At 68.8% G+C, this 21,154-nt stretch carries 16 protein-coding genes and 2 pseudogenes; 15 read left to right on the forward strand and 3 right to left on the reverse strand.

From position 1 onward, the window contains the following. Positions 1-288: 288 nt before the first annotated feature. Positions 289-711: pseudogene (locus AB0F38_RS31065) on the forward strand (transposase); the annotation flags it as partial. A 183-nt stretch (positions 712-894) separates the two neighbouring features. On the opposite strand, the gene AB0F38_RS31070 reads toward AB0F38_RS31065, so the two are convergent. Next, the gene (locus AB0F38_RS31070) at positions 895-1,614 is read right to left on the reverse strand and encodes an AfsR/SARP family transcriptional regulator (RefSeq protein WP_361900691.1); all 720 of its coding nucleotides are present in this window, start codon (positions 1,612-1,614) and stop codon (positions 895-897) included. A 427-nt stretch (positions 1,615-2,041) separates the two neighbouring features. Between AB0F38_RS31070 and AB0F38_RS31075 the strand changes: the two genes are divergently transcribed. The 9 genes from AB0F38_RS31075 (at position 2,042) to AB0F38_RS31115 (ending at position 13,470) form a co-directional block, all read left to right on the forward strand. Next, positions 2,042-2,185 carry a hypothetical protein gene (locus AB0F38_RS31075; protein WP_361900694.1) on the forward strand — a complete coding sequence of 48 codons (144 nt, stop codon included), beginning with the start codon at positions 2,042-2,044 and terminating at the stop codon, positions 2,183-2,185. Positions 2,186-2,305: 120 nt separating this feature from the next. Then, positions 2,306-3,619: a YcaO-like family protein gene (locus AB0F38_RS31080; protein WP_361900697.1), complete on the forward strand. Its 1,314-nt coding sequence runs from the start codon at positions 2,306-2,308 to the stop codon at positions 3,617-3,619. Between the two features lie 41 nt (positions 3,620-3,660). Then, positions 3,661-4,239 carry a TOMM precursor leader peptide-binding protein gene (locus AB0F38_RS31085; protein WP_361900700.1) on the forward strand — a complete coding sequence of 193 codons (579 nt, stop codon included), beginning with the start codon at positions 3,661-3,663 and terminating at the stop codon, positions 4,237-4,239. Continuing rightward, a complete protein-coding gene (locus AB0F38_RS31090; protein WP_361900703.1) occupies positions 4,232-5,938 on the forward strand; it encodes a hypothetical protein in 1,707 nt (568 codons plus the stop codon). Before AB0F38_RS31085 ends, AB0F38_RS31090 begins: the two co-directional genes overlap by 8 nt. 302 nt (positions 5,939-6,240) lie before the next feature. After that, positions 6,241-6,612 (forward strand): hypothetical protein, encoded by a 372-nt coding sequence (locus AB0F38_RS31095; RefSeq protein ID WP_361900706.1) that lies wholly within the window; start codon positions 6,241-6,243, stop codon positions 6,610-6,612. Further along, on the forward strand, positions 6,609-8,486 hold the full coding sequence (locus tag AB0F38_RS31100; RefSeq protein ID WP_361900709.1) for an ABC transporter ATP-binding protein: 1,878 nt from the start codon (positions 6,609-6,611) through the stop codon (positions 8,484-8,486). The genes AB0F38_RS31095 and AB0F38_RS31100 overlap by 4 nt, the downstream gene beginning before the upstream one ends. Then, on the forward strand, positions 8,410-9,252 hold the full coding sequence (locus tag AB0F38_RS31105) for a DUF692 domain-containing protein (protein WP_361900712.1): 843 nt from the start codon (positions 8,410-8,412) through the stop codon (positions 9,250-9,252). The genes AB0F38_RS31100 and AB0F38_RS31105 overlap by 77 nt, the downstream gene beginning before the upstream one ends. Further along, positions 9,249-10,097 carry a hypothetical protein gene (locus tag AB0F38_RS31110; RefSeq protein ID WP_361900715.1) on the forward strand — a complete coding sequence of 283 codons (849 nt, stop codon included), beginning with the start codon at positions 9,249-9,251 and terminating at the stop codon, positions 10,095-10,097. The genes AB0F38_RS31105 and AB0F38_RS31110 overlap by 4 nt, the downstream gene beginning before the upstream one ends. Before the next feature lie 112 nt (positions 10,098-10,209). Further along, complete coding sequence (locus AB0F38_RS31115; protein ID WP_361900718.1) at positions 10,210-13,470, forward strand: BTAD domain-containing putative transcriptional regulator; 3,261 nt, start codon at positions 10,210-10,212, stop codon at positions 13,468-13,470. A 568-nt stretch (positions 13,471-14,038) separates the two neighbouring features. On the opposite strand, the pseudogene AB0F38_RS31120 reads toward AB0F38_RS31115, so the two are convergent. Continuing rightward, positions 14,039-15,299, reverse strand: a pseudogene (locus AB0F38_RS31120) (IS701 family transposase). 143 nt (positions 15,300-15,442) lie between these two features. Here AB0F38_RS31120 and AB0F38_RS31125 point away from each other — a divergent pair. The 5 genes from AB0F38_RS31125 to AB0F38_RS31145 all read left to right on the forward strand — a co-directional run bounded on the left by AB0F38_RS31125 (position 15,443) and on the right by AB0F38_RS31145 (position 18,531). Beyond that, complete coding sequence (locus AB0F38_RS31125; protein WP_361900721.1) at positions 15,443-15,907, forward strand: hypothetical protein; 465 nt, start codon at positions 15,443-15,445, stop codon at positions 15,905-15,907. A gap of 141 nt (positions 15,908-16,048) precedes the next feature. After that, positions 16,049-16,282, forward strand: a complete 234-nt coding sequence (locus AB0F38_RS31130; RefSeq protein ID WP_361900724.1) for a hypothetical protein — start codon at positions 16,049-16,051, stop codon at positions 16,280-16,282. A gap of 622 nt (positions 16,283-16,904) precedes the next feature. After that, complete coding sequence (locus tag AB0F38_RS31135; RefSeq protein WP_361900727.1) at positions 16,905-17,708, forward strand: hypothetical protein; 804 nt, start codon at positions 16,905-16,907, stop codon at positions 17,706-17,708. A 117-nt stretch (positions 17,709-17,825) separates the two neighbouring features. Continuing rightward, on the forward strand, positions 17,826-18,071 hold the full coding sequence (locus AB0F38_RS31140) for a hypothetical protein (RefSeq protein ID WP_361900729.1): 246 nt from the start codon (positions 17,826-17,828) through the stop codon (positions 18,069-18,071). 286 nt (positions 18,072-18,357) lie between these two features. Further along, positions 18,358-18,531: a hypothetical protein gene (locus tag AB0F38_RS31145; protein ID WP_361900732.1), complete on the forward strand. Its 174-nt coding sequence runs from the start codon at positions 18,358-18,360 to the stop codon at positions 18,529-18,531. An 863-nt stretch (positions 18,532-19,394) separates the two neighbouring features. Here AB0F38_RS31145 and AB0F38_RS31150 read toward each other — a convergent pair. After that, positions 19,395-19,613: a hypothetical protein gene (locus tag AB0F38_RS31150; protein WP_361900735.1), complete on the reverse strand. Its 219-nt coding sequence runs from the start codon at positions 19,611-19,613 to the stop codon at positions 19,395-19,397. Positions 19,614-21,154 lie beyond the last annotated feature (1,541 nt).

Below are 21,154 nucleotides of genomic sequence, written 5' to 3' on the forward strand. Positions count from 1 at the left end.
AGACGACACGACGAGTCCTGTCTGCCACAGAACCCGCCACACCATGCATGACCAGCAGAAAGTCAGCGATCAAGTACGGAAAGACAACAGCCTCTAAGCCAGGCAAGCAGGATCTGACCGCTCGTTGTTTGTTGCAGGCAGCGTGGCCGGCAGGCAAAAGCGCTTTCCCGCCGGCCACACATCGTGTCGGAGGAGCCAGGCCGTCATGAACTCGGGGTCAATGAGCCCTTTCAGTGTGGCCACTGATCGGGTGATGACGCCGACGTCCGCAACAGACAAGGCTCCTGTGACCACGGACGCGGCGGCACCGGGGAGCCGGTGGCCGCGCTGCTACGGCCCGGGAACGCGGGCAGCAACACCGCCACCGACCACATCACCGCCACCCGACTTGCCTTGGCCCAGCTCCCGAAGCGTCACCGGCCCGGCCGGTCCACACTGATTCGTACGGATTCCGCGGGCGGCACCCACGAGTTCGTCTCCTGGCTCTCGAGGCAGGGCCGGTGGCTGTCGTACTCGGTCGGGATGACCATCACCGACGCCATTCACCAGGCCGTCCTGAAGGTCCCCGCCTCCGCCTGGACACCGGCCATCGAGCCCGGCGGCGAGATCCGCGACGGCGCCTGGACCGCCGAGCTCGACGGCGACGCCCTGAAGGGCTGGCCGAGAGGGATTCGGCTGATCGTCCGCAAGGAACGGCCGCACCCCGGCGCCTAGTTGCGGTTCACCGATGCCGACGGACTGCGGCTGACGTGCTTCGCCACCAACACCACCGACGTCCCGATCGCCGCCCGTGAGGCGACTCCCGTGTGAATCCGCCGTTCATGACGGACGCGGCGGCGGTCTCCCCGCCGCCGCGGGATGCCGCACGGTGGCGCCGGCCCGGCCCGGCCGGGGTCAGGCCACGACCGAGTCGCGGCGCAGGCCGAGGGAGTCGTCCCGGCACAAGACCTTCCGGTGCAGTTCCTGCAGAGCGGGGCCGGGTTCGTCCCCGAGCTGCTCGACCAGTAGCGAGCGGACTGTGTGGAAGCAGTCGAGCGCCTCATTCTGGCGCCCGCTGCGGTGCAGGGCGAGCATGAGCATTTCGGCGACGACTTCGTCGAAGGGGTGGTCCGCGGCGAGTTGGTGAAGTGCCGGGGCACTCTCCAGGTGACGGCCGAGCTGCAGGGCAATCCTGAGTCTGCCGACGGACGCCGCGTGCCGTTCCCGTTCGAGCGCGACCCGGGCCGCGGACGCCCAGGACGATCCCAACCCTGAAAGGGGGACCGCGCTCCAGAGCTCGAGTGCGCTGTCGTACAGAGCCAGCGCGGACTCGAGGTCCCCGAGGCGGTCCGCGCCGTGCGCTTGCACGATGAGCCGCCGGGCCCGGCGCAGATCGACGCAGGAGGGGTCGATCGCAAGGACATACCCCCCTGTGCGACGTATCACAGGCCCCGCCGCACCTGGCCGGAAGTGCCCGAACGCCCGCCGGAGCCGGGTCGCGCACGTGTAAAGCGCGTCACGTGGACGCTGCGGGCGGTCCTCTCCCCAGATCTGCTCCACGGCCTCCTCGTCCGAGACGAACTCGGCAGGGCGCCACGCAAGCGCCGCCAGGAGCCGCCGAGTGCGCTCGGGCATGGAGACCGGTCCCCTTCCCGGTACATGGAGTTCCACCGAGCCCAGAATGCGTATGTCCATCGAGTCTCCTACCACTGGTCAGATGGTTTCGGCAGAACTGTGACAGGCCGCTGCACGGCTTCTGCATGGAATCCGCATGGCCGGACGAGCGCCCCCCACTCCTGCTTTCGATACGAGTGGGGGCCCGTACCCAAGACCCGGTCGAACGAGCGGAACGGCGTAGGCGAACGCATGCGGCGGGGTGGGCCGCGATGCATGCCCCGCATGCCGAGGGGTTCGGCCGCTGCGTCACCACTGCTCGCGCGCCTGCCACGAAAGCATGCCGCGCCGCTGAAAGCCGAACGGCAGGACGATGAAAGACCGCACTGCGAGATTTACCGGCGGGAGGGCGGACGCTCTCCGGATCCCTGATGGAAGGAAGGCGCTTGTGGATCAGGAACAGGATCTGGACCTCGAAGTCGACGAAACCGAAGAGCTCGACATGAACCCGCTGGGAATTCCCTGTAGCGGTTGCAGCATCGGCAACTGCAGCACCGTACGGACCTGCGGCAAGCCCCCGAAGTGCGCCTGATCGGACAGCTGGTCCAGGTAGTGGTGTGAAGCACCGGGCCTTCCACCTCAAGGAAGGTGAAAGGCCTGGTGCGGCGCACGGAGGAATGTGAGAACGCGTGTCAGGAAGGCGGTATTCGGTATGAACGAGACAGCATCCAGCAGCATCGCCGAGACGCTTGCTTCCTTGGAAGGGCTGGTCTCTCCGTACGGAGTCGTCTCCGTCACCGAGGCCACGGAAGCCCGGTTCGGCGACCGGGTGATACAGCGATGCCTTTCGAAGGTCGGGACCAGCAGGCCGGGTACGGGCATGCATCGGGACGACCACATCATCTGCGGCGGAGCCACGTTCGGCTCGGCCGACGAAGCCAGACTGGTGGCCATCGCCGAGGGTGCGGAGCGGTACGCGGGACGCGCACTGCTCCACGAGGAGCGGATTTGGGCCACGGCGGACGAACTGGCTGGGCAATGCCTGGAGCCCCACCGGTATCCGCGCTGCTCGACGGCGGAGACCGACCACCCCGACTGCCCGGTCGTTCCGTTCGACGCCACGGCGTCGATCCGGTGGGTCCGAGGAATGGACCTGGTGAGGCGCATGCTGTTATGGGTGCCGGCCACGATGGCCAACTACGGCACCGAGCGCGCCACGAGGGCGGAGTACTTCACCTTCCCCATATCGACGGGCTACGCGGTTCACACGGATCCCGTGGAAGCGGTCGTGCGCGGCATCTTCGAGGTGGCCGAACGCGACAGCATCGCGTTGCTCTGGCTCCAGAAGCTTCCTTTGCCCAGGCTGAGTCCCGACGTCCACACGGACGCGGTCACCGATCTCATCGCCTGGTTCGAGCGCAGGTTCATGCGCGTGTATCTACTGGACGCGACCTCGGACCTGGGCATTCCCACGGTCTTCTGCGTGGTGGCGGCCGATCACGACCCGCGCGCCTGCAGGTTCGTCTCCGCCGCCACCGGCAGGACCATCGCCGAGGCGGCCGAGAGCGCCTTGGTCGAGACCGCGGACGGGGACGAGCTGGTCTACAGCGGCGATCCCGCGGCCGACGTCCTTGACGACGTGGGTGGGGAGATCGGTGAGACCAGCAAGTTCATGGCCGTACGGGCAAGGGCCCACGCCTTCGACTTCCTCCTGGACGAGGGCAACGGCGTCAGCAGTGGGGAGCACGCCACTCTTCCGGAGAGCCCTGACGACACGCTGGCCGTGCTGACCGACCGGCTGTCTCAGCTGGGGATGCAGGCCGTTGTGGTCGACCGCACCACCCAGGAACTCACCGAGGCGGGACTTACGGCCATGAGCGTCGTCATCCCGGACCTGCAACCCATGAGCACCCACCCACGTGCGCAGTTCAAGGGGCACGACCGCCTCTACTCCGCGCCCGGCCGGATGGGCTACCGCACTCTCCCCGAGGAGGAATTGAACCCGTGGCCCCAGCCTTTCGCCTGAACACTGCGGCGCTGCTCGCCTCCGGGGTGTTCGGGCGCCAGGTGAACGCAGCCCTGGAATGGAGCCTGTCACACACGGGGACGACACACGGCGAAGACGTGGAAGCGGCCTTCGCCGGGCGCCCCGACGTGGTGGTGGCCTCGATATGGAGGTCCGATCACCTCCTGTGCGAGCGCGCGGACGAGCTCGCGCACGCCTCCGGTGTGCCGTGGCTTCCGGTCGTCCTGGACCATTCCGTGCTGCGGATCGGCCCCTTCGTCGCGCCGGGCGACGGCCCCTGCTTCCGGTGCCTCGACCAGCGGCGCATCCAGCACGACCACCAGTGGGACAGCAGCCACGTGCTACGTGCAGCCTACGAACGCGACCGCACGCTCGGCCCCGAGGGTTTTCTGCCCCAGCACGCCCGTCTCGCCGCAGGCGCTGCCGCCAGGCTCCTGAACCGCGCCGCCAGTGGCATCGCCACGGCCGGACAGGTCGTGACGATCCAGTTGTCCGCCCTGACCCTCTCCCTGGACCGCGTAGTGGCGGTGCACGGCTGTGACCGCTGCCGGGAAGCGCCGGTTCGGGAAGATCTCATATCCCTTCTCAGGCTCGGTGGAACGGAGACAGTCCGTGCTTGATCGAAACCTGCCTGTCGAGGCGACGAGCTCCCTGAGGCTGGTGGCGGGTCTGGCGGTGGCGCAGGCCGCCGACAGCCTCGTCGTCACGGGTACGCCGCGCCGCCAGGTCTTCCGCGGCAAGGCCGCGGTGCATCTGCTGCCCCGCCTGCTGCCACTCCTCGACGGGTCGCGCGCCCCGATGCAGATCTGCCAGGAGGCCGACATGGCCCCCCAGCAGCTCGATACGGTGGTTGCACTGCTCGACCGGTGCGGCCTCCTCGACTGGTCCGCCGGAACGGACACCGCTCCGGCACTGGAACCGCAGGTCTTCTCGCATTACTCGCGGACCAAGGACTCGGTGGGCTGCAGGGGAACGTCGGAACTCGTCGGTCACTTGGCGAAATCCCGCGTCGACGTCGTCGGCGACGCCGCCATGGCGGAGCAACTGGCCGGTGATCTGCGCCGCAGCGGCGTGGGCAGTGTCCGCTTCCTCGGAGGCACGGACGCCGGCCATGGCGGCGATCCTGCCGCCGGGGAGGTCGATCTACTGGTCTCCCTGACGCGCCCCGGCAACTGGGACCCTGCCGGTGAAGCGGTGCGCGCCGCGGGCTCCCGCGGTGTGGCCGTGCTGCCGGTCCTGGTCGGAGCCACGCACCTCGAGTTCGGGCCCTATCTGCTTCCGGGCTTCAGCACCTGCGCGGCCTGTCTGGACCACGGGCGCCGGGACGCGGGATGGGACGCCGCCCCCGCGACGACCGCCGCGCCGGACGCGACGCAGCTCGCCGTCGGGATGACCGGGGCTGAAGTGGTCTCCCTGCTCGTCGGCTCCGCCGGTATGAAGCTCGTCCAGCGCATCGCACGGCTGTCGCTCGGTGATTTCGCGACGGAGCGCTTCGTCCCCGCCCCCCGGGCCGGCTGCGACGCCTGTGGGACCGGAGCCGCGTCCGCCGACGGCGACTTCCTCACCGACGCACTGACTGTCGAGCAGTACGAATGGGCCAATCAGCTGCCGCCCGCGTTCCTGATCGCGAGGGAGGGCGGCAAGCGGGCCCTGGAGCGTGCGGACAGCCTGCAGAGCGAGAGGCCGCGGTTCTCCAACCACCCCCGTCGTCCCCTGCCTGACACGAGCCCGCGCGTCCACGGCACGTTCGGTCGCGAAGAGGTACCCCCCGGTCCTGGGGTGAGCGACGAAGAGTACCTGGGCGCACTGCTCCAGAGGACGGCTGGCCTGCGGCGGAGCTCCGAGGACCTCCCGCTGCAGCGCTGGACGCCGTCGGGCGGCAATCTGGCCTCCGTCGAGCTCTACCTCGCCCGGGACGGGGGTCTCACCGGACTCCCCGGATCCCTTTTCAGGTATGACGACCTCGAACACGCTGTCGTGGCCGTGCGCCCGGACGACATCCCGGTCGCGGATCTGCTGAGCGGAACCGACCTCGCGGGCTGCGGACCGTATACGGCGGTGGTCGTGATGTCCGGTGCCCACGCCCGCTGTTCCGCCAAGTACGAACAGCACGCGCACCGCCTCGTCCACCTGGACGCGGGCTGCGCCACGACCCAGCTCACCACCGTAGCCGCGGGCTACGGCCTGGACGTCGACTGGGCGAGGTCCTGGGACGGCAGCGTGGCCGAGGCGCTGTGCCTCAACACCAAGGAGCAGCTGATCACAGCAGTAGCCGGCATCCGCCGGAAGGACGCGGAGGAAGGGCAGTCATGCCATTGATACCGGAGGGCGACCTGCAAGGTCGAATGGGCGAGGTGATGACCACGAGGGAACCCCTCGGGTGCGGTGCACGGAGCCAGGGGCCGGGAGGCCACCGGCGGACGCCGCCTGCCGCCACGGGGGACCGCCCGCTGGAGGAAGTCCTGCGCGGGCGACGCTCCGTACGTGAGTTCAGCCGCGAGCCACTCGAATGGCGCGTCCTGTCGGACGTCCTCCGGCTCGCGCGGAGCGCGTGTGGTGGACGACAGCCTGCGGCAGACGCCCCCTTCACCTTCCTCCTCGGGCTGAGGAACGTGGCCGGGTTGGATTCAGGCCTGTACACGCCCCCTCGGGACCTGGACACCGCGTTTCCGGCATACACGGCCGAGACTCCGGCGGAAGTGATCCTCAACTACGCCGACGCGCCGGCCCTGATCTTCATCGGTGGGCCCGTGGTGGGGACCTCCGGTGCCTCCTACGGCGAGTTGATGACCCGGGCGGGCGCACTCGGGTACGCGGCCTGGCTGTCGGCCCTCAGCCACGGACTGGAATGTTCGGTGTTCGCCCTGCCCAACTTCCGTGTCACACAGGCGATGCGGGCACAGGAAGACCGGACGCGGCATCTGTTCACCGTGGCCGTGGGCAAGCCGGCGGACAAGCGGGCGAGCGGTGCCGCGGCCCCGCCCCGGCCGTGAAGACGGTGCCGGGCCGGGGCGGGGGCGCGACGCCCACGACCGGCGGCACCGTCACGACGTGGGACACCGTCCGCTTCATGCTGGTCCGCCTGAGACCGTACCGCCCCCGAACGGCGTTGACGGTGTTGATCGTCGGCGTGCGCGTGGTCCTGGGGGTGGTGACTCCGTTGGCCATGCTCGTACTGCTGGACCGGGCGTTGCCCCAACGGGACCTGGACCTCCTGTTCCTCGTCTGCGGAGGGATCTTCGTCGCGGGCGGACTGGGAAGTGCCCTGTACGTGGCCGAGACGGTGCTCATCAGCCGGCTCAGTCAGCGGCTCGTGGCCGACCTGCGCGTAGAGATATTCGCGCGCGCGCACGCCCAGCCGCTGGAATTCTTCGCGGCGCTCAGCCCGAGCGAACTGCAGGCGCGGCTGGTCAGCGATGTGAACGGTGTGGACAGGTTCCTCAGCCAGACTCTGCGCTCCGCCCTGTCGGCGGCCGCGCACGCCGTCGCGGCGACGGTGGCCATGGTCCTCCTGTCGTGGCCGCTGGCGCTCGCCTCCCTGGTGCTGACGGCCGCGCTGTCCCAATTGAACAACCGCCTCGCCCGGGTCCGCCGACGGCTGGCCACCGAGCGGCAGCAGCACGTCACCACGATGATCCGCCGGGTCGCTGACGCGCTCTCACTACAAGGCATCGTCCTAGGACGCACGATAGGACGCACCGGGCACCAGCTTGACGAGTTCACCGATGTGTGCGAGTCGATCAGCGACACGACGGTGCGGCAGCGAGTGGTGGGTTCCGGTGCGCTGATGTTCATCGGATTCTGCTTCGCGGCTTTCCCGCCGGGGATCTACCTGGTGAGCGGAGTGTTCCTGCGGGAGCTCTCCGTGGGCGCCGTGGTGGCCCTCGTGATGCTCCAGATGCGGCTTTCCGACCCCTTGCAGACGCTCCTGTCCTTCAGCGCGCAGATCCAGGCCTCGGTGGCGACCTTCGAGAGGATCATCCAGTACACGTCCCTGGACGCCGAACCGCTGCGGCCTGCCAGGAAGAAGCTGGACGGAACGGTGCGGGTAACCGCCTCGGGGGTGCGCTACGAGTACCAGGGCGCGGTGAGCCCTGCCCTGGCGGACATCGAGATGGACCTCGCTCCTGGGACGATGAACGTCGTCCTGGGGCCGACAGGCTCCGGAAAGAGCACGCTGGGGCTCGTGCTCGCCGGTCTGGTGCGGCCGCAGAGCGGCACCGTCAAGATCGACGGTGGCCCGGCGGACCTGGAGACCCTGCGCCGGCGAGCCACCCTTGTTCCGCAGGACATCGGCTTCCTCAACGGTTCCCTCCGGGAGAACCTCCGGTTCGCCCGGGAAGGGACCACGGACGCGGAGATGCTGGAGGTTCTGCGGGTGGCATGCCTCGATGGTCTGCTCGCTCGGCTGCCTCAGGGGCTGGACACCCCCGTGGGCGAGGACGGTCACATGCTGTCCGGCGGCGAGCGGCAGCGGCTGGCCATCTCACGGGCTCTGCTGGCCGGAGGAACTCTGCTGATCCTCGACGAGGCAACGAGTGCCCTGGACGGCACCACGGCCCAGCTCGTGCACGAATCGCTGCGGTCCCTGTGCCCAGGCCGCACCGTGCTGGTGATCTGTCACCGGATTCCACGGCTCACGGCCGGCGACAGGGTGTTCATCCTCGATCACGGCCGGGTCGTCGAACAGGGGACGCACCGTGAACTGCGCGCGGCCGGGGGCCACTACGCCGCGTTGCTCGCCGCCCAGGACGTATCACACATCAGCGAGGACCATGAGGAGGAAGAGCATGAGCCGCGGTGGAGCGCTGCCGGATCTCGGGGTGGGCCTGGGATACCGCTCGCAACTGCACAACCGGATTCTTGAGCATGCGACGGAGATCGACTGGCTCGAAATCATCACCGACGGATATATCCATGACGTACGGGCGAGGGAGCAGCTCGAACCGCTGAGGGAGAGGTTCCCACTCGTTCCCCACGGACTTGAGATGTCGGTCGGTTCCAAGGATCCCCTCGACGAGGACTACGTCGGCGCCGTCGCGGCGGTGGCGGACGCCGTGGACGCGCCCTGGGTGAGCGACCACCTGTCCTTCACCCGTGACCACGGTGTCGAAGTGGGAAGCCTGACGCCGGTGCACCGGACGTACGACCATGCCCGGCGCATCGCCGGTAAGGCGCAGCGTGTCCAGGAGATGCTCGGCCGACCGTTTCTGCTGGAGAACATCACTTACTACGTGGACCTTCCGGGCGAACTGAGCGAGGCGGAAATGCTCTCGGAGGTGATGCGGCACTGCGACTGCGGCATTCTCCTCGACCTGAACAACGTGGCGGTCAACGCCGCCAATCACGGGTTCGACCCCTACCGCTTCCTCGACGCACTTCCCCTCGAACGTGTGCAGCAGGTCCACGTGGCGGGTAACTCGGCCGCCCAGAGTCAGGAAGGGTTCCAGTTCGACGCCCACGACGCCGAGGTGAGCGACGAGGTGATGCAGCTGCTGGCTTATCTGCTGCTCAGGCAGGACGTCAAGGGCATCCTGCTCGAGCGCGACGAGTCGTTCCCGGAGGACTTCTCGGAGATCGTCACCGATCTGCGGCGCGCGCGCAGGATCGCGGCTCGCGAGGAACTGCGGTGAGCGGGGCCGATGCGCAGGAGGCCCTGCTCCGTCTGCTGACGGAGCCGGCGGCCATGGCAGCCCTGCGGGAGGACCCTGCCACGTTCGCCCTCCGCTACGGGCTCTCGGTGGCCGCGGCGCAGCGTCTGTCGTCCACGGGTATGCCGGGGCTCCGGGTCTCGGCCTCGGTGGCCCGCTGGAAGAGCTTCTCCGGCGTGATGGGCACGCTGCCGGCGACGCTGGCCCTCTGCCGGGACGTCGTGGACGACGACACGATCTTCGGCGAGGTGCTGGTCCATGTGCGGATGACGAGGCCGCAGGAGATCGTCCGCGCCGCGACCCTCCTGGGCCGGCTTGCCTCCCGCGACGCGCCTGACGCCGACCGTCACGTCATCGAAGACGTCGTGCGCTACGAATGCCTGCCCTACGAACTGCCCGCCCCGATCGCCGAACAGCGCCCGCTCCCGGGCGGGGGGCCGTCCCTGGGGTCCGGTGTCCGAGTGGTGAGCTTCGACTGCGTGGTGACCGAGCTGCAACGGCGTGTCCTGGCCGGCGAGGCGTTCGATGATCTCCGCGGGCGGCGTACGCACTGTCTGGTCACTGTGGGCTCCGGAGCGCGGATGCGCGTGCACCGCATCCCCGCAGCGCTCAGGAAACTGCTCGACCTGTGCGACGGAAGCCGCACCGTGCCGGCACTGGCCGGCTCCATGGGGGTGTCCGCCACGCAGGTGGAGCAGGCACTGGCGAAGGTACGCGCACTGGGCGTGGAGGTGCTGTCCGGAACATCCCGACGAGACGGAAGCGACACTCCCGCCGGTGACGAGGCCGCCACCGCCGGCCCTCCTGCCGACGACAGCCCTGCCTAGGCCTCTGCCGGTCAACAGCCCGGTCGATGCCGTCACGTGTCGCGATCTGAGCTCTGCTGCCGGATCGCATACTGACTTGAGCATGCGTCTGCCAACCGCTTAGGGTCGGCGGATGTCACCTGTCTCCATCCGCTTTCTCCTGCTGGGTCCGCTGGAGGTACGAGCGGGCGGTCGGACGGTCGCCCTCACCGGGCGCCAGCGCGGTCTGCTGGCCGCCGTACTGGTGGACGCGGGCCAGGTGGTTCCGGTCCCGCGCATCATCGACAGGCTGTGGGGGGAAGGTGCCGTTCCCAGGACGGCCCCCGCGCGGGTGCGGGCGCTGGTAACGGAGGTGCGCCGGGCTTTGGGCACGCAGGGGCCGGAGCTGCTCATCACCAGGAATCCCGGTTACCTCATGCGCGTCGAGCCGGGCCAGTCGGACGTCGACGAATTCATCTCGCACGTCGAGGAAGCGCGGCATGCGAACCGATCGGGCCGCCCGCTCGACGCGTTCCTCGCCTACGACCGGGCCATGGCGCTGTGGCGGGGCACCCCGCTCGGCGACCTGACCGGCCTGGACGCCCAGTCCCATCTCGGCCGCCTCGTGGGGCTGCGCACCACCGCTGCCGAGGGCAAGGCGGAAGCGGCCCTCGCTACGGGCCGCGGCGAGGCCGCCGTCGCCGATCTGCGGGCATTGCTTGACGAGCACCCGTTCCGCGAGCGCCAGGCGGGCCTGCTCATGCAGGCTCTCGCACTGAGCGGAAGGCGGGCCGAGGCCCTGCAGGTGTACAAGGAAATCCGGTACCGGCTCGAGGACGAGCTCGGGGTCGAGCCGTCCGCGGAGCTTCGCGGCATTCACCGGCGCGTACTCGAAGGCGACGGCCCGACAGGTGCGGTACCCACGCAAGCCCCACCGGAGCGGCCGGTGGCGAGCGCCCCGCCCCCGCGTCAACTGCCGGCGGTGACCACCAGGTTCACCGGCCGCACAGGGGAGCTACGCCGGCTGGACGACCTGCACGCAGCCGGGGAGCGCGCCGCCCTCGTCGTGGGCCCGGCAGGCGTGGGCAAGACGACGCTGGCCGTCCACTGGGCGCACCGGATGACACGGTCCTTCCCCGACGGCCATCTCTTCCTCAATCTGCGCGGCTTCGACCGAGCCGGACCCATGATGATGCAGGAGGCCGTGCCCCTGCTGCTCCAGGCCTTGGGCCACTCGGCCAGGGACATCCCGGTCGACCTCGACGCCCAGCTCGGGCTCTATCGGTCCCTGCTGGCGAACCGCCGGGCCCTGCTGGTCCTCGACGATGTCGCCGACAGCACTCTGCCCCGGGGCCTGCTCCCCGGTGAGTCGAACTGCATGGTCGTCATGACCAGCCGCAACCGGCTGCCGGGGCTGGTCGCCATGGACGGGGTTCCCCGTATCGACCTCGACGTCTTCGGGCGCGACGAGGCACTCGACCTGCTGACCGGTGCCGTGGGGCCGGGGCGGGTACAGGCCGAGCCGGAAGCGACGGACGCACTCGTCGACCTCTGCGACCGCCTCCCGCTGGCCCTGTGCGTGGCCATGTCCTGGATCGCGGACCACGATCAGCGGACGATCGCCCAGCACGTCGCTGAGCTGATCGACCGCGGCCGACTGACGCGGCTCCGCGTGGACGGCGAGCCACTGTCGGTGGTCCAGGCTGCCCTGGACCTCTCCTACGAAGCCCTTCCGGCACCGGTACGGCGGACGTTCCGCATGCTGAGTCTGGTGCCGCACGCCGGCATGCCTGTCGCCGCCGGCGCGGCACTCGCCGGGACGAGCCGGGCCGAGGCCGCCGACCATCTCGACGCCATGGCCCGTATCCATCTGCTCCGCGAGACCGCGGGGCGCCGGTTCTCCGGCCACGGCCTGGTGGTGGAGCATGCGGCGCAACGCAGCGCGCTGGAGGACACCCCGGCGGAGCGGGAGACGGCCGTCTCCCGGCTCATGGATCACCTTTTGCACTCGGTCGTGAACGCTGCGCGGGCGTCCGGGTTCCGATCACACCTCCTGGCTTACGAGGTGTCAGGTACTCAGGAAGCGCGGGACGCGGTGTCGTTCACCACGGACACAGCCGCGAAGGAGTGGTTCGACGAGGAATGGGAGAACATCGCGCTGGCGGTGTCCCACGCGGCTGAGCGAGGGCCCGCCCTCTACGCGCCGCTGCTCGTGTTCGCCATGAACGACCTGCTCCACCACTGCCGTAGCTACCCGGAATGGCTGCGGGTCGCCGGAGTGGCCCTGGAGTCCGCCCGACGACACGGCGATCTGGTGGGCCAGGCAGCCATGCACATCTCCCTCGGGCTGGTCCGCTGGCGTATGGCCGACCTGCGGAACGCTCTGGCCGAGAACGAACTCGGTCTGGAGCTGGCACGCCGTGCTGGATGGCGACACGGTGAGGCCATGGCCCTGCAGGGCTGCGGTGTCACCCTCAAGCAGTTGGGCAGTACCCGCCACGCGGTGGCCCGGTACAGCAGCGCCGCCCGGATACACCGGGCTGTGGGCGACTCCGTCGGTGAGGCCCGCTGCCTGAACAACATGGCCTCCGCCCACCTGATAACCGGCAGGCTCGACAAGGCCGAGGCCTACCTGACGGCCAATCTGAAGGTCGTACACCGGGCCGGGGACGAGCACCTCCGTGCACTGACCCTTGTCAATCTGGGCATCGTCCACCAGCAGCAGGGACGTTTCCCCGAGGCGCTGACCGTGCTGAACCTGGCGCTGGAGACGGTGGCCGGCCGGCTGCCGTACGCCGAGGCAGTCGCGCACGAGGCCATCGGCTGGGTACTCGGTGACACCGGTCACACCGACGAGGCCGTCGCCTCGTTCGACGAGGCTCTGCGCATCGCCCGACAGGTGGAGAACCGTACGTGCCAGGTGGACTCGCTTGCAGGCATGGCCAATGCGCTTCTGTACGGCGGTCGTCTTGACCACGCCATGGCACGGCTCGACACGGCTCGCGAGATCGCGGAGGGTACGGACGTCAGCCTCATCGGTGTGTCATTGGTCGCTGCGGAGGCCGAGCGGCGCCTCGGCAGACACGCGAGGGCACGGGAAGAGGCGGAGCACGCCCTGGCGCTGGCAGCCGTACGCAGTCCGCTCGATCTTGCCCGGCTGTATCACCTCTGCGCCAGGATCTGCCTCGACACCGATGACGCACCCGGTGCGGCTCAGGCCTGCCGTCAGGCACTCCGCCTCGCACGGAGGGCGGGCCAGGCCCTTGAACACGCCCTCGTCCAGATCACCTTGGGGCACGCACGCCGGAAACTCGGCGGTGAGCATGCTGCCCGAGCCACCTGGGGAAGAGCCCACTCCGCCTTGGTCGCACTCGAAGCGCCCCACCGGAGGGAGACGGCCGCGTTGCTGCAATGACGGCGGCCCGCCGCGGTCCGGCGGCACCAGTCGTGCACGTCGCCACGTGGTACTCGGCCACCCACCCACGTCGCGATCGGTCGGCGCGAGTACTCCGATCCCCCGCTCGGCGGCCCGGGCGGCATGGTCGCGCGGACGCGAGGCCGCGTGGCGGTCCGATGGTCCGTAACTGAGGGATCCCGCCCACATGACCCCCGCCCAAAGCCCCGAAACCCGTACCGGTCCAACCGACTCCACAGCACCAACCCCCGCCGCCCCGACCCGGCTCCGGCTCGGACCCTGATGTGCGCCGGGCAGGGGCCGGTCCGGCACGTTGCTGACAGCCGCTGCTCCGGTCATGCCCCGACTGTCAGAGGTGCACCGTACGGGGATGCCTTGCACGCCAGTTCCAGTGTCGTGTCTCGCCGTTTCCGTGGCCATCGCCTTATCCCCCGAAGCTTTCACGACGACCTGCTAGTAGGGCTTGGTCAGGTTGGTGTGCGTGCTGGTATGTCGCGGTGGCAGGTGGGGCAGGCGCCGGTCCAGGCTGCGAGCAGCAGCTGTAGCTCGCGGACGACTTGGTAGAGGCTCAGGCCGGCGCCGTGTTTTTTGGGGCTCGGGCCAGTCGTTGCAGGGTGCAGAACGCGTGGGCGACGGAGACGAGGGTGACGTGGTGGTGCCAGCCGGTCCATGTGCGGCCCTCGAAATGGGCCAGGCCCAGGGCCTGTTTCATCTCCCGGTAGTCATGCTCGATGCGCCACCGGAGCTTGGCGAGCCGGACCAGCGTGGTCAGCGGGGTGTCGGCGGGCAGATCGGAGAGCCAGAACTGGACCGGCTCCTCCTCGGTGGCGGGCCACTCGGCCAGCAGCCAGCACTCGGGCAGTTCGACTCCGTCGGTCGCCCGGACGGTCTCGCGTCCGGCGGGCCGCATCCGCAGGGCAGTGAACCGCGAGTACATCCGCTTCAGGCCGCTCTTGCTTATGCCGGGGCGGGAGCCCTCTCGCCATTGCACGGGTTTGGCGGCTTTCCGGCCCGCCGCGATGACCATCTGTTTCACCGACTGCGGCTTGTCCGGGTACTTCGCCACCGGCGGCCGTCCCGTCCCGGAATAGGGCTCGGTCACCGGCACGGCCCCGCCGGGCTGGGCCGACAGCGTGGTGGCCCACGACGTAGTTGAGGCCGCGGGCCTGCAGGCCGTGCCGGAACGCCACCGCATCACCATATCCGGCGTCCGCGATGGCCAGCGGCACCTCGATGCCCCACGAGCGGGTCTCATCGAGCATGTCCAGGGCGAGCTGCCACTTCTCCACATGCCCGATGTCGTCGGGAATGCCGCAGGCGGTGCGGCGGGCGACCTTGTCCGGGTCGGCCTTCACGGACCCGGGCGCCCAGGTCTCGGGCAGGAACAGCCGCCAGTCGACCGCAGCCGAGGCATGATCGGACGCGAGGTGCAGCGAGACACCGACCTGGCAGTTGGTGACCTTGCCCGCCGTTCCGGTGTACTGCCGCGACACACACGCCGAGGCGTTGCCGTCCTTGAGGAAGCCGGTGTCGTCGAAGATCAGCGCCTTCGGCCGGATCGCCGCTTCCATCTGCCAGGCCAGCCGGGCCCGCACATGCGCCGGATCCCACGGGCTCGACGTCACGAAATGGGCCAGCGCCTGCCGGTTCCCGTCCTCACCCAGCCGGGCCGCCATCGGCTCGACCGACTTCCGCTGCCCGTCGGTCAGCAGCCCGCGCAGGTAGACCTGCCCCCAGCGACGCTGATCGTTACGCGCGAACGGCTCGAAGACCTCCGCCGCGAAGTCCTCCAACTCGCCACGCACAGATGCAATTTCCTCCGGAGTCACGCATCCTCAACGACACACCGGACCCACAGGACACGCACCACCATCGCCGACCTGACCAAGCCCTACTAGCTATGAGGTCATCGGTAGGGTGCGTGCTACCTGCGCTGGACACTCCGCCGCAGGCCATGAGGGGTGGGAAGCGCATGAGAAAGCTGTGGGCCTGCGGCCTGGCACTTGGCATGGCGGGGCTCATAGGGTGCTCCGGTACAACGGAGGACTCGAAGGAAGCGGTGCCCGGTGCCACGCCATCCGCCGTGACTCTCGCCATCAGCGGGAAGGTGACGGTCGAACTGTCCACCGACGGGAAGGGACCGGAGATCGGCAAGTCGTGTACGCCCCCGAAGGGCTCCAAGGTCAGGGCCGGTGCTGAGGTCCGTGTGACGGATAGCGATGGTGAGATTCTCGGTGCCTACGGGCTGGAGCCCGGCGTTACCCGCGGATCGTCCAGCTTCAAGACGTGCGACTTCGGCTTCCTTTTCAAGGTGCCCGGCGCGTCCGAGAACTACGTGATGACCGTGGAAGGCTTTCCGCCGATGCCTTACTCCCGTGAGGACATTAGACGCGGCATCTCCCTGTGGGAGACGGGTCAGGGCACCCTGTCTCAGTAGTAGCCCGTGCAGCAGCACTTGAGGTGCACGATCACTGGCTCCGCCGACATCCATAGTCCGTGGAGCCGACGTCAAGAGGTTTGCGAGGAGACGGGGCGCAGCGAGGGGGGAGAGAGGCGGGGGTTTGCCGGGACTGACGGGATGAGACACCCCCTTGATGTCTGGAGAACCAACTGGATCAAGGACCTGCTGATCCTCACCGGTCTGTGCGCGGTCATCATCCGGCTGGACACCGCGGGCGACATTGTCGACGCCACCCTCAACCGCCTGGCCGACACGGTCCCCGCCACCCGGCACCAGCGCCGCCATCGAGCTGTGGGGCGTGGTCGACAACCCGACCCGCTCTTAGATCGCTTGTGTGCGGGTGGTCAATGACCGCGCTGCTTGAGGCGGGCCTTGACCCCTGATGTTGGACACACGAGACACTGGATCCTGCAGATCTGAGAACGGACATCTCGTGGTCATGAAGAACTACCCGCCGGAGGGGCCTTGACCCCGAATCCTGAACACGGGTTATGCGGCTGGTGCCATCCCGAAGCCGTCCAGCACGATCCTGAGGCTGCAAAGTCCTCTACGCGCACCCGGTAGCAGTGCTGTACGGCGTTCTGGGCGCACGTCACCCGCTCCCGGCCTCCTCCGGTCGGGGGCGGGTGTGTTCGGCCGGGAGATCGCCGTACAGGGCTGCGAGTGGTCATGTGGGTCCAGCCGCATGAACGACGCGCAGGCTGAGAGGGCGAGTTGGTCGGCAGGGTTCGCTGTCGCGCGGGAGAGCGGCGTCCGGGCATGCAGAACCCGGCGCTGAGACGTTCCACCTTCCATGTGTAGTCATCTCAGTTGACCTTTCACATGGCCATCTCACACCGGAACTTTCACATGGATCTTTCAACATGGCTCTTACAAGGCCCGCTGGCGCGTCCATGATCCAAAGCTGTTCCATCCGCTTCAACGAGGGTGAATCGTTTGGGTGCTGACTGCTCGCACCACTACCTTCAACGGCATGAAGACGACAGCGACAGCCGAGCAGGACATGCAGAAAATCAAGGCGACCGGGCGGGACACCCGGGCGGATGTTCTGACCCGCTCGATCCGGGTCAACGTGCCGCTGCGTAAAACCTTCGTCCAGGCGAACAAGGGGGGCGACAGCCGGCACGGGCCCCTGAAGGGCTTCGTGACCGGCAGGGACCTGCGAGGTCTTCGGGCCTACCTGATGATCGTGGGCGCGTGCAGCAACGGGGACAAAGGTTGGACGACCGAGCATGACAGCGCGGTGTGGGCGCGGCTGATGGACATTCACGAGACCGCGACCAGTCAGTCTGCGCGAACGGGAGCCTGGCGGGCCCTGCGCCGGCTGGCGGACCGCAACCTGATCGAGTGCAGCCGCAGCGGGACCAAGATCAAGGTGACGCTGCTGCGCGAAGACGGCAGCGGGAAGGCCTACGACCGTCCCAAGGGCGATACCGAGGAGAACCTCTTCCTGCAGATCCCGACCACGTTCTGGACGCAGGGCCGTGACGAGAAGCTGAGCCTGCCGGGCCTGGCCCTGTTCCTGGTCGTCGCCCGCGAGAAGAAGTGGGCATCCTTCCCCGCAGAGTGGGCTCCCGAGTGGTACGGCTGGTCCGCCGACACCCATGAGCGCGGCTTGAAACAGCTCGTCGACCTCGAGTTCGTCCAGACGCGGGCCTTCAAGAAGAAGGCTCCGCTCGCGCCCGCCGGCTTCACCATCACCCACCAGTACCAGCGCGCCCCGATCATGCTGCCGCGCAAGCCGCCGAAGAATTCCGCCGCACCCGCCACCGCTTGACGGGACGCTTCAGCGCCGCCGCCCGCCCGCGTCCTGCTGCTGTCTGCCGACCCAGTCCGAGCACCTAGGAGGCGGAGCACCAGTTGCTCGGCCCGTCACCATTCCAGGGGGAATCGCATGACCACTGTTTCGCATAACCCGCCGCCTGCCAGCACGCCCACCCCGACCACGGCCCCGTGGGTGGTGGTCACCCTGTCTGTCCTCGCCGCGGTGGTGGGCGTCGCGTTGTGTGCCGGGGTCGCCGTTCTGGTGTGGGTTCGTCCCGGTGCCATGGGCCCGTTGACGGCGGGCCTGAGCACGGCGGCTTTCCTCGTCGGTATGGCGGCTCTGCTTGTCGCGGTGCTTGTGGCCGCCCGCCGATAACCGCCGACCCGGAGACGGCCATCGGCGGGGACGTTCGGCTGACAGCCATCACCGCCGCGGTCGGTGCATCCGCGAGGCCGGCATGCGCGCGTTCTCGCGGTGGCCGGTCGGCCGCACCGTGGTTGTCGGGGACTTGCGCAGGTATCCGATTCTCTTGATCCCCGACTGGGCCGCCTGTTGGTCTGAACGCCTCTCCTCTCACCCCGGACTGTCCGGGACGGGAGGACTTTTTTCTCCCGCACTGCCACCGCCCTACCCCCGCATGCCCTCAACCAAGGAGATGCCCGTGGACTACCTCGCCCTGCTCGCCACCGCCGTACCGGTCGCGCTCGTCGTCGCCCTGCTCTGCGCCACGCTGGTCTGCATCGTCGCCATCTGCCGCGCCCACCGCGGCGATGTCATCGCGGTCCTTCGGGCGCTTCCCGGTCTGGTCGCCGCCCTGCTGAGGCGGAAGCCGTGACCGCCCCCCGGCAGAACTCCCTCCGGCCCCCTGCTCACGACGCCGGATTCATGTGGCCGGCAACCCCGTGTCCGGTTTCCTGCGGGCCCTGGAAGTCCGGGGGCGGGGTGGCCGGCTGCCCCTGGCCCCGATGGCACCGGAGACGGGCGTCATGGGCCTTCCCTCGAGGTCCGTGACTCGTCCAAGGGGCCGGGCATGAGGGGCGCGCACGTGGCAACCGGTCTTGCGCCGGCCGGACCGGGGCTGCTGCGGCAGGGCTGCGCGACGCGGTCCCTATGGGGTGTCGCCGATCCAGTGCAGCCGGTCCAGGGTGCCAGGCCGCCCCTCGTACAGGGCCCACCCGCCCGGCCCGAACTGGCCGAGCTCGGTGATGAGTGCCGTGCCGTCTACCAGCTGCTGCCTGGACCAGCCGGTGACGTCGATCAGCTGCCGTCCAGCGGACCACCTATCAGCGCCGCGTACCGGTGCCCCGGCACCTCGACACTCGGCTCGCCCGGCTCACTCCCGTAGATCCTCATCCGTGGATTCTTCCTGCGGCCGGCCCCGCCCCGGGGGCACAACCGCAACCCCCGGGCTACCACCCCCCGTACGACGGCACGGGCTTCCTATACCTGTGTGGGGCGCCCCATTCAAGAAACTCGCGCCTCGGATACTCGTCGCCCGAATTTCTTGAATGGGCCCGCCGGGCGGCCAATGCTGTGCCTGGATCAGGACTTGACCCGCTAACACCACCCCGCACCACCGGTTCGTCAAGCGTTCGCGAATCCGCTCCACACCCCGTCAGGAACTGCCCTGTCCGGCCCGGAACGGATTTTCGCGAGAGCTCGATCCGCCGGTTCGGTTCGCGGACTGTGGCCCCGCGCTCAACCCGGGCGCACCCTCCGAAATGGAGTTCTGCCGTGTCCACGCTCACCCTCACCCTCGTCCTGTTCGTCGGACTGCTCCTGGTCCTCGTGTCCGGGCTCGTCCTGGCCGGCCTCGCCTACGTCACCCACCGCCACCTCGACCTGGACCATCACCTGGAGCGCCCCCGCCCTGGGCGACGGCGGCCAGTTCACCGAGACCCGGCGGACGCCGTTCACGGTCGATGTCCGCGAGGTCCAGGTCGTCAACACCCGCTGACCCGGCAGGCCGCTGACCTGCCGCAGTGAGTTTTCCGCGGTGAGTGCGCACGGCGGCAGTGAGTTTTCGCCCGGGGCGTGGTGAGTTTCCCGGTCGGAAACTCACCGCCGCAGGTCAGAGGCGGGGACGGAGCATCCGCAGACCCGTTGGAAACTTTGCTTGTCGAACCTGAAATGCGGTGCGCCGAGTGTCAGATCGGGCACCCGGTCGCACAGCCCGAATCCGCGGCGGCCTCACCGCCTGCGTCCTCGCGGTGTCGGGCCGGGCTCGTCAGGTGGTCCGGGGCGGGTGTTCCGTCACCGGTACCGGGCACCAGCCACCCACCCCGGACCCCGGCACCCTGCCACACCTCGGCGCGGGGCAGTCCGGGGCCCAGTACGGCCCGGGGAGGCTGCGCCGGCCCGATGACAGGGCGGCCTGGTCGACGGGTTCAGGGCTGGGCGGGGTGGTTCGGCGGCAGGCGCACTATCCGTACCGCTATCCGGTCCACTATCCGTTCTGCTTTCCGTACCACTTTCCGTACCACTATCCGGCGCGCATGTTTTGGCCCGGCCCTTGCACAACCGCAGGTCAGACCCCGGTTCGCGTCCGGTGAGTGCTCAGACTTCCCCTTGTTCCCCCGGCTGGCCTGCTGTGGTGGTGGGTGTGGTGGTGGGTGGCCGCGGGGAAGCGGGGCAGCGCTGCGCTGGCTCCTGAGGGCATCGCGGCGGCCGGTGGGCCAACCGCGACGCGGCAGGGCGCCCCAGTGCCTCCAGAGCGCCCCCGGAGGCCCTGGGGCGCGTGCGGGGGCGCAGCGCGAGCCGTCGCCGACGGGTGTTCGCATTCAGGCGGCGTCACCCCGTGACGCCACGTCACGAAGGTTTGAAGAGAGGGTGTGAGCGTGAGTGCGCATGTGCCCTTTCCTCGTTTCATGGGCCGGGTTATGCCAGGGTTTCCGGAGTTTCAGCGACCGAATAGGGCGGCAGCAGGATAGGCCCAGGTATTCCGGGCAGATGCGCTTTCCTCTCGGCGTCTGTGTTCTTCCCGGTGGTGCCGCAGAAACCCAGTCTCTACCCAGTCATTCATAGTGATGCATGCCTGGGCAAGTGCAGCCGGAGGGGGTGGCCCATATTCTCATTCTCTACCCGGAATCGATGGTGATGCACGGTCAGGGGAGCCGTCCTGTCGACCTGCCGACTCACCCCTACCCGAGCCCGGACCCTCCTTGTTGATGCCGTCTTTGTTTTTGGAGTCCCGTTCACCGGCGCAACAGGGGCGCACGACACTACGTCTGATCGTACTGCGGAGCCGTACGATCAGGCACCCACCGGCCCGTGACCCCCCGTCACCCCTCACAGACCCGCAGACGCCGAACATAGAAAACCATTCCTCCAAAATAGTGCGAGAATTCCGGAGGAATTCACAACACCTTTCCGGAGGAATGGTGTTGAAAGCCCGTAGGGCTTTATCGTCTTTACGACCCGTAGGGTCGTGCGTCGTTCCTCCGGAGGAGGACGCGCGC

The sequence above is a fragment of the Streptomyces sp. NPDC025273 genome, assembly GCF_040638585.1.
GTDB lineage: Bacteria > Actinomycetota > Actinomycetes > Streptomycetales > Streptomycetaceae > Streptomyces > Streptomyces cinereorectus.

Bases quoted from the DNA above. Each gene is read 5' to 3' on its own strand.
- AB0F38_RS31140 (WP_361900729.1), top strand. From the start codon at position 17,826: ATGACCACTGTTTCGCATAACCCGCCGCCTGCCAGCACGCCCACCCCG.
- AB0F38_RS31135 (WP_361900727.1), top strand. From the start codon at position 16,905: ATGAAGACGACAGCGACAGCCGAGCAGGACATGCAGAAAATCAAGGCG.
- AB0F38_RS31130 (WP_361900724.1), top strand. From the start codon at position 16,049: ATGAGACACCCCCTTGATGTCTGGAGAACCAACTGGATCAAGGACCTG.
- AB0F38_RS31080 (WP_361900697.1), top strand. From the start codon at position 2,306: ATGAACGAGACAGCATCCAGCAGCATCGCCGAGACGCTTGCTTCCTTG.
- AB0F38_RS31125 (WP_361900721.1), top strand. From the start codon at position 15,443: ATGAGAAAGCTGTGGGCCTGCGGCCTGGCACTTGGCATGGCGGGGCTC.
- AB0F38_RS31070 (WP_361900691.1), bottom strand. From the start codon at position 1,614: ATGCCCGAGCGCACTCGGCGGCTCCTGGCGGCGCTTGCGTGGCGCCCT.
- AB0F38_RS31105 (WP_361900712.1), top strand. From the start codon at position 8,410: ATGAGCCGCGGTGGAGCGCTGCCGGATCTCGGGGTGGGCCTGGGATAC.
- AB0F38_RS31115 (WP_361900718.1), top strand. From the start codon at position 10,210: ATGTCACCTGTCTCCATCCGCTTTCTCCTGCTGGGTCCGCTGGAGGTA.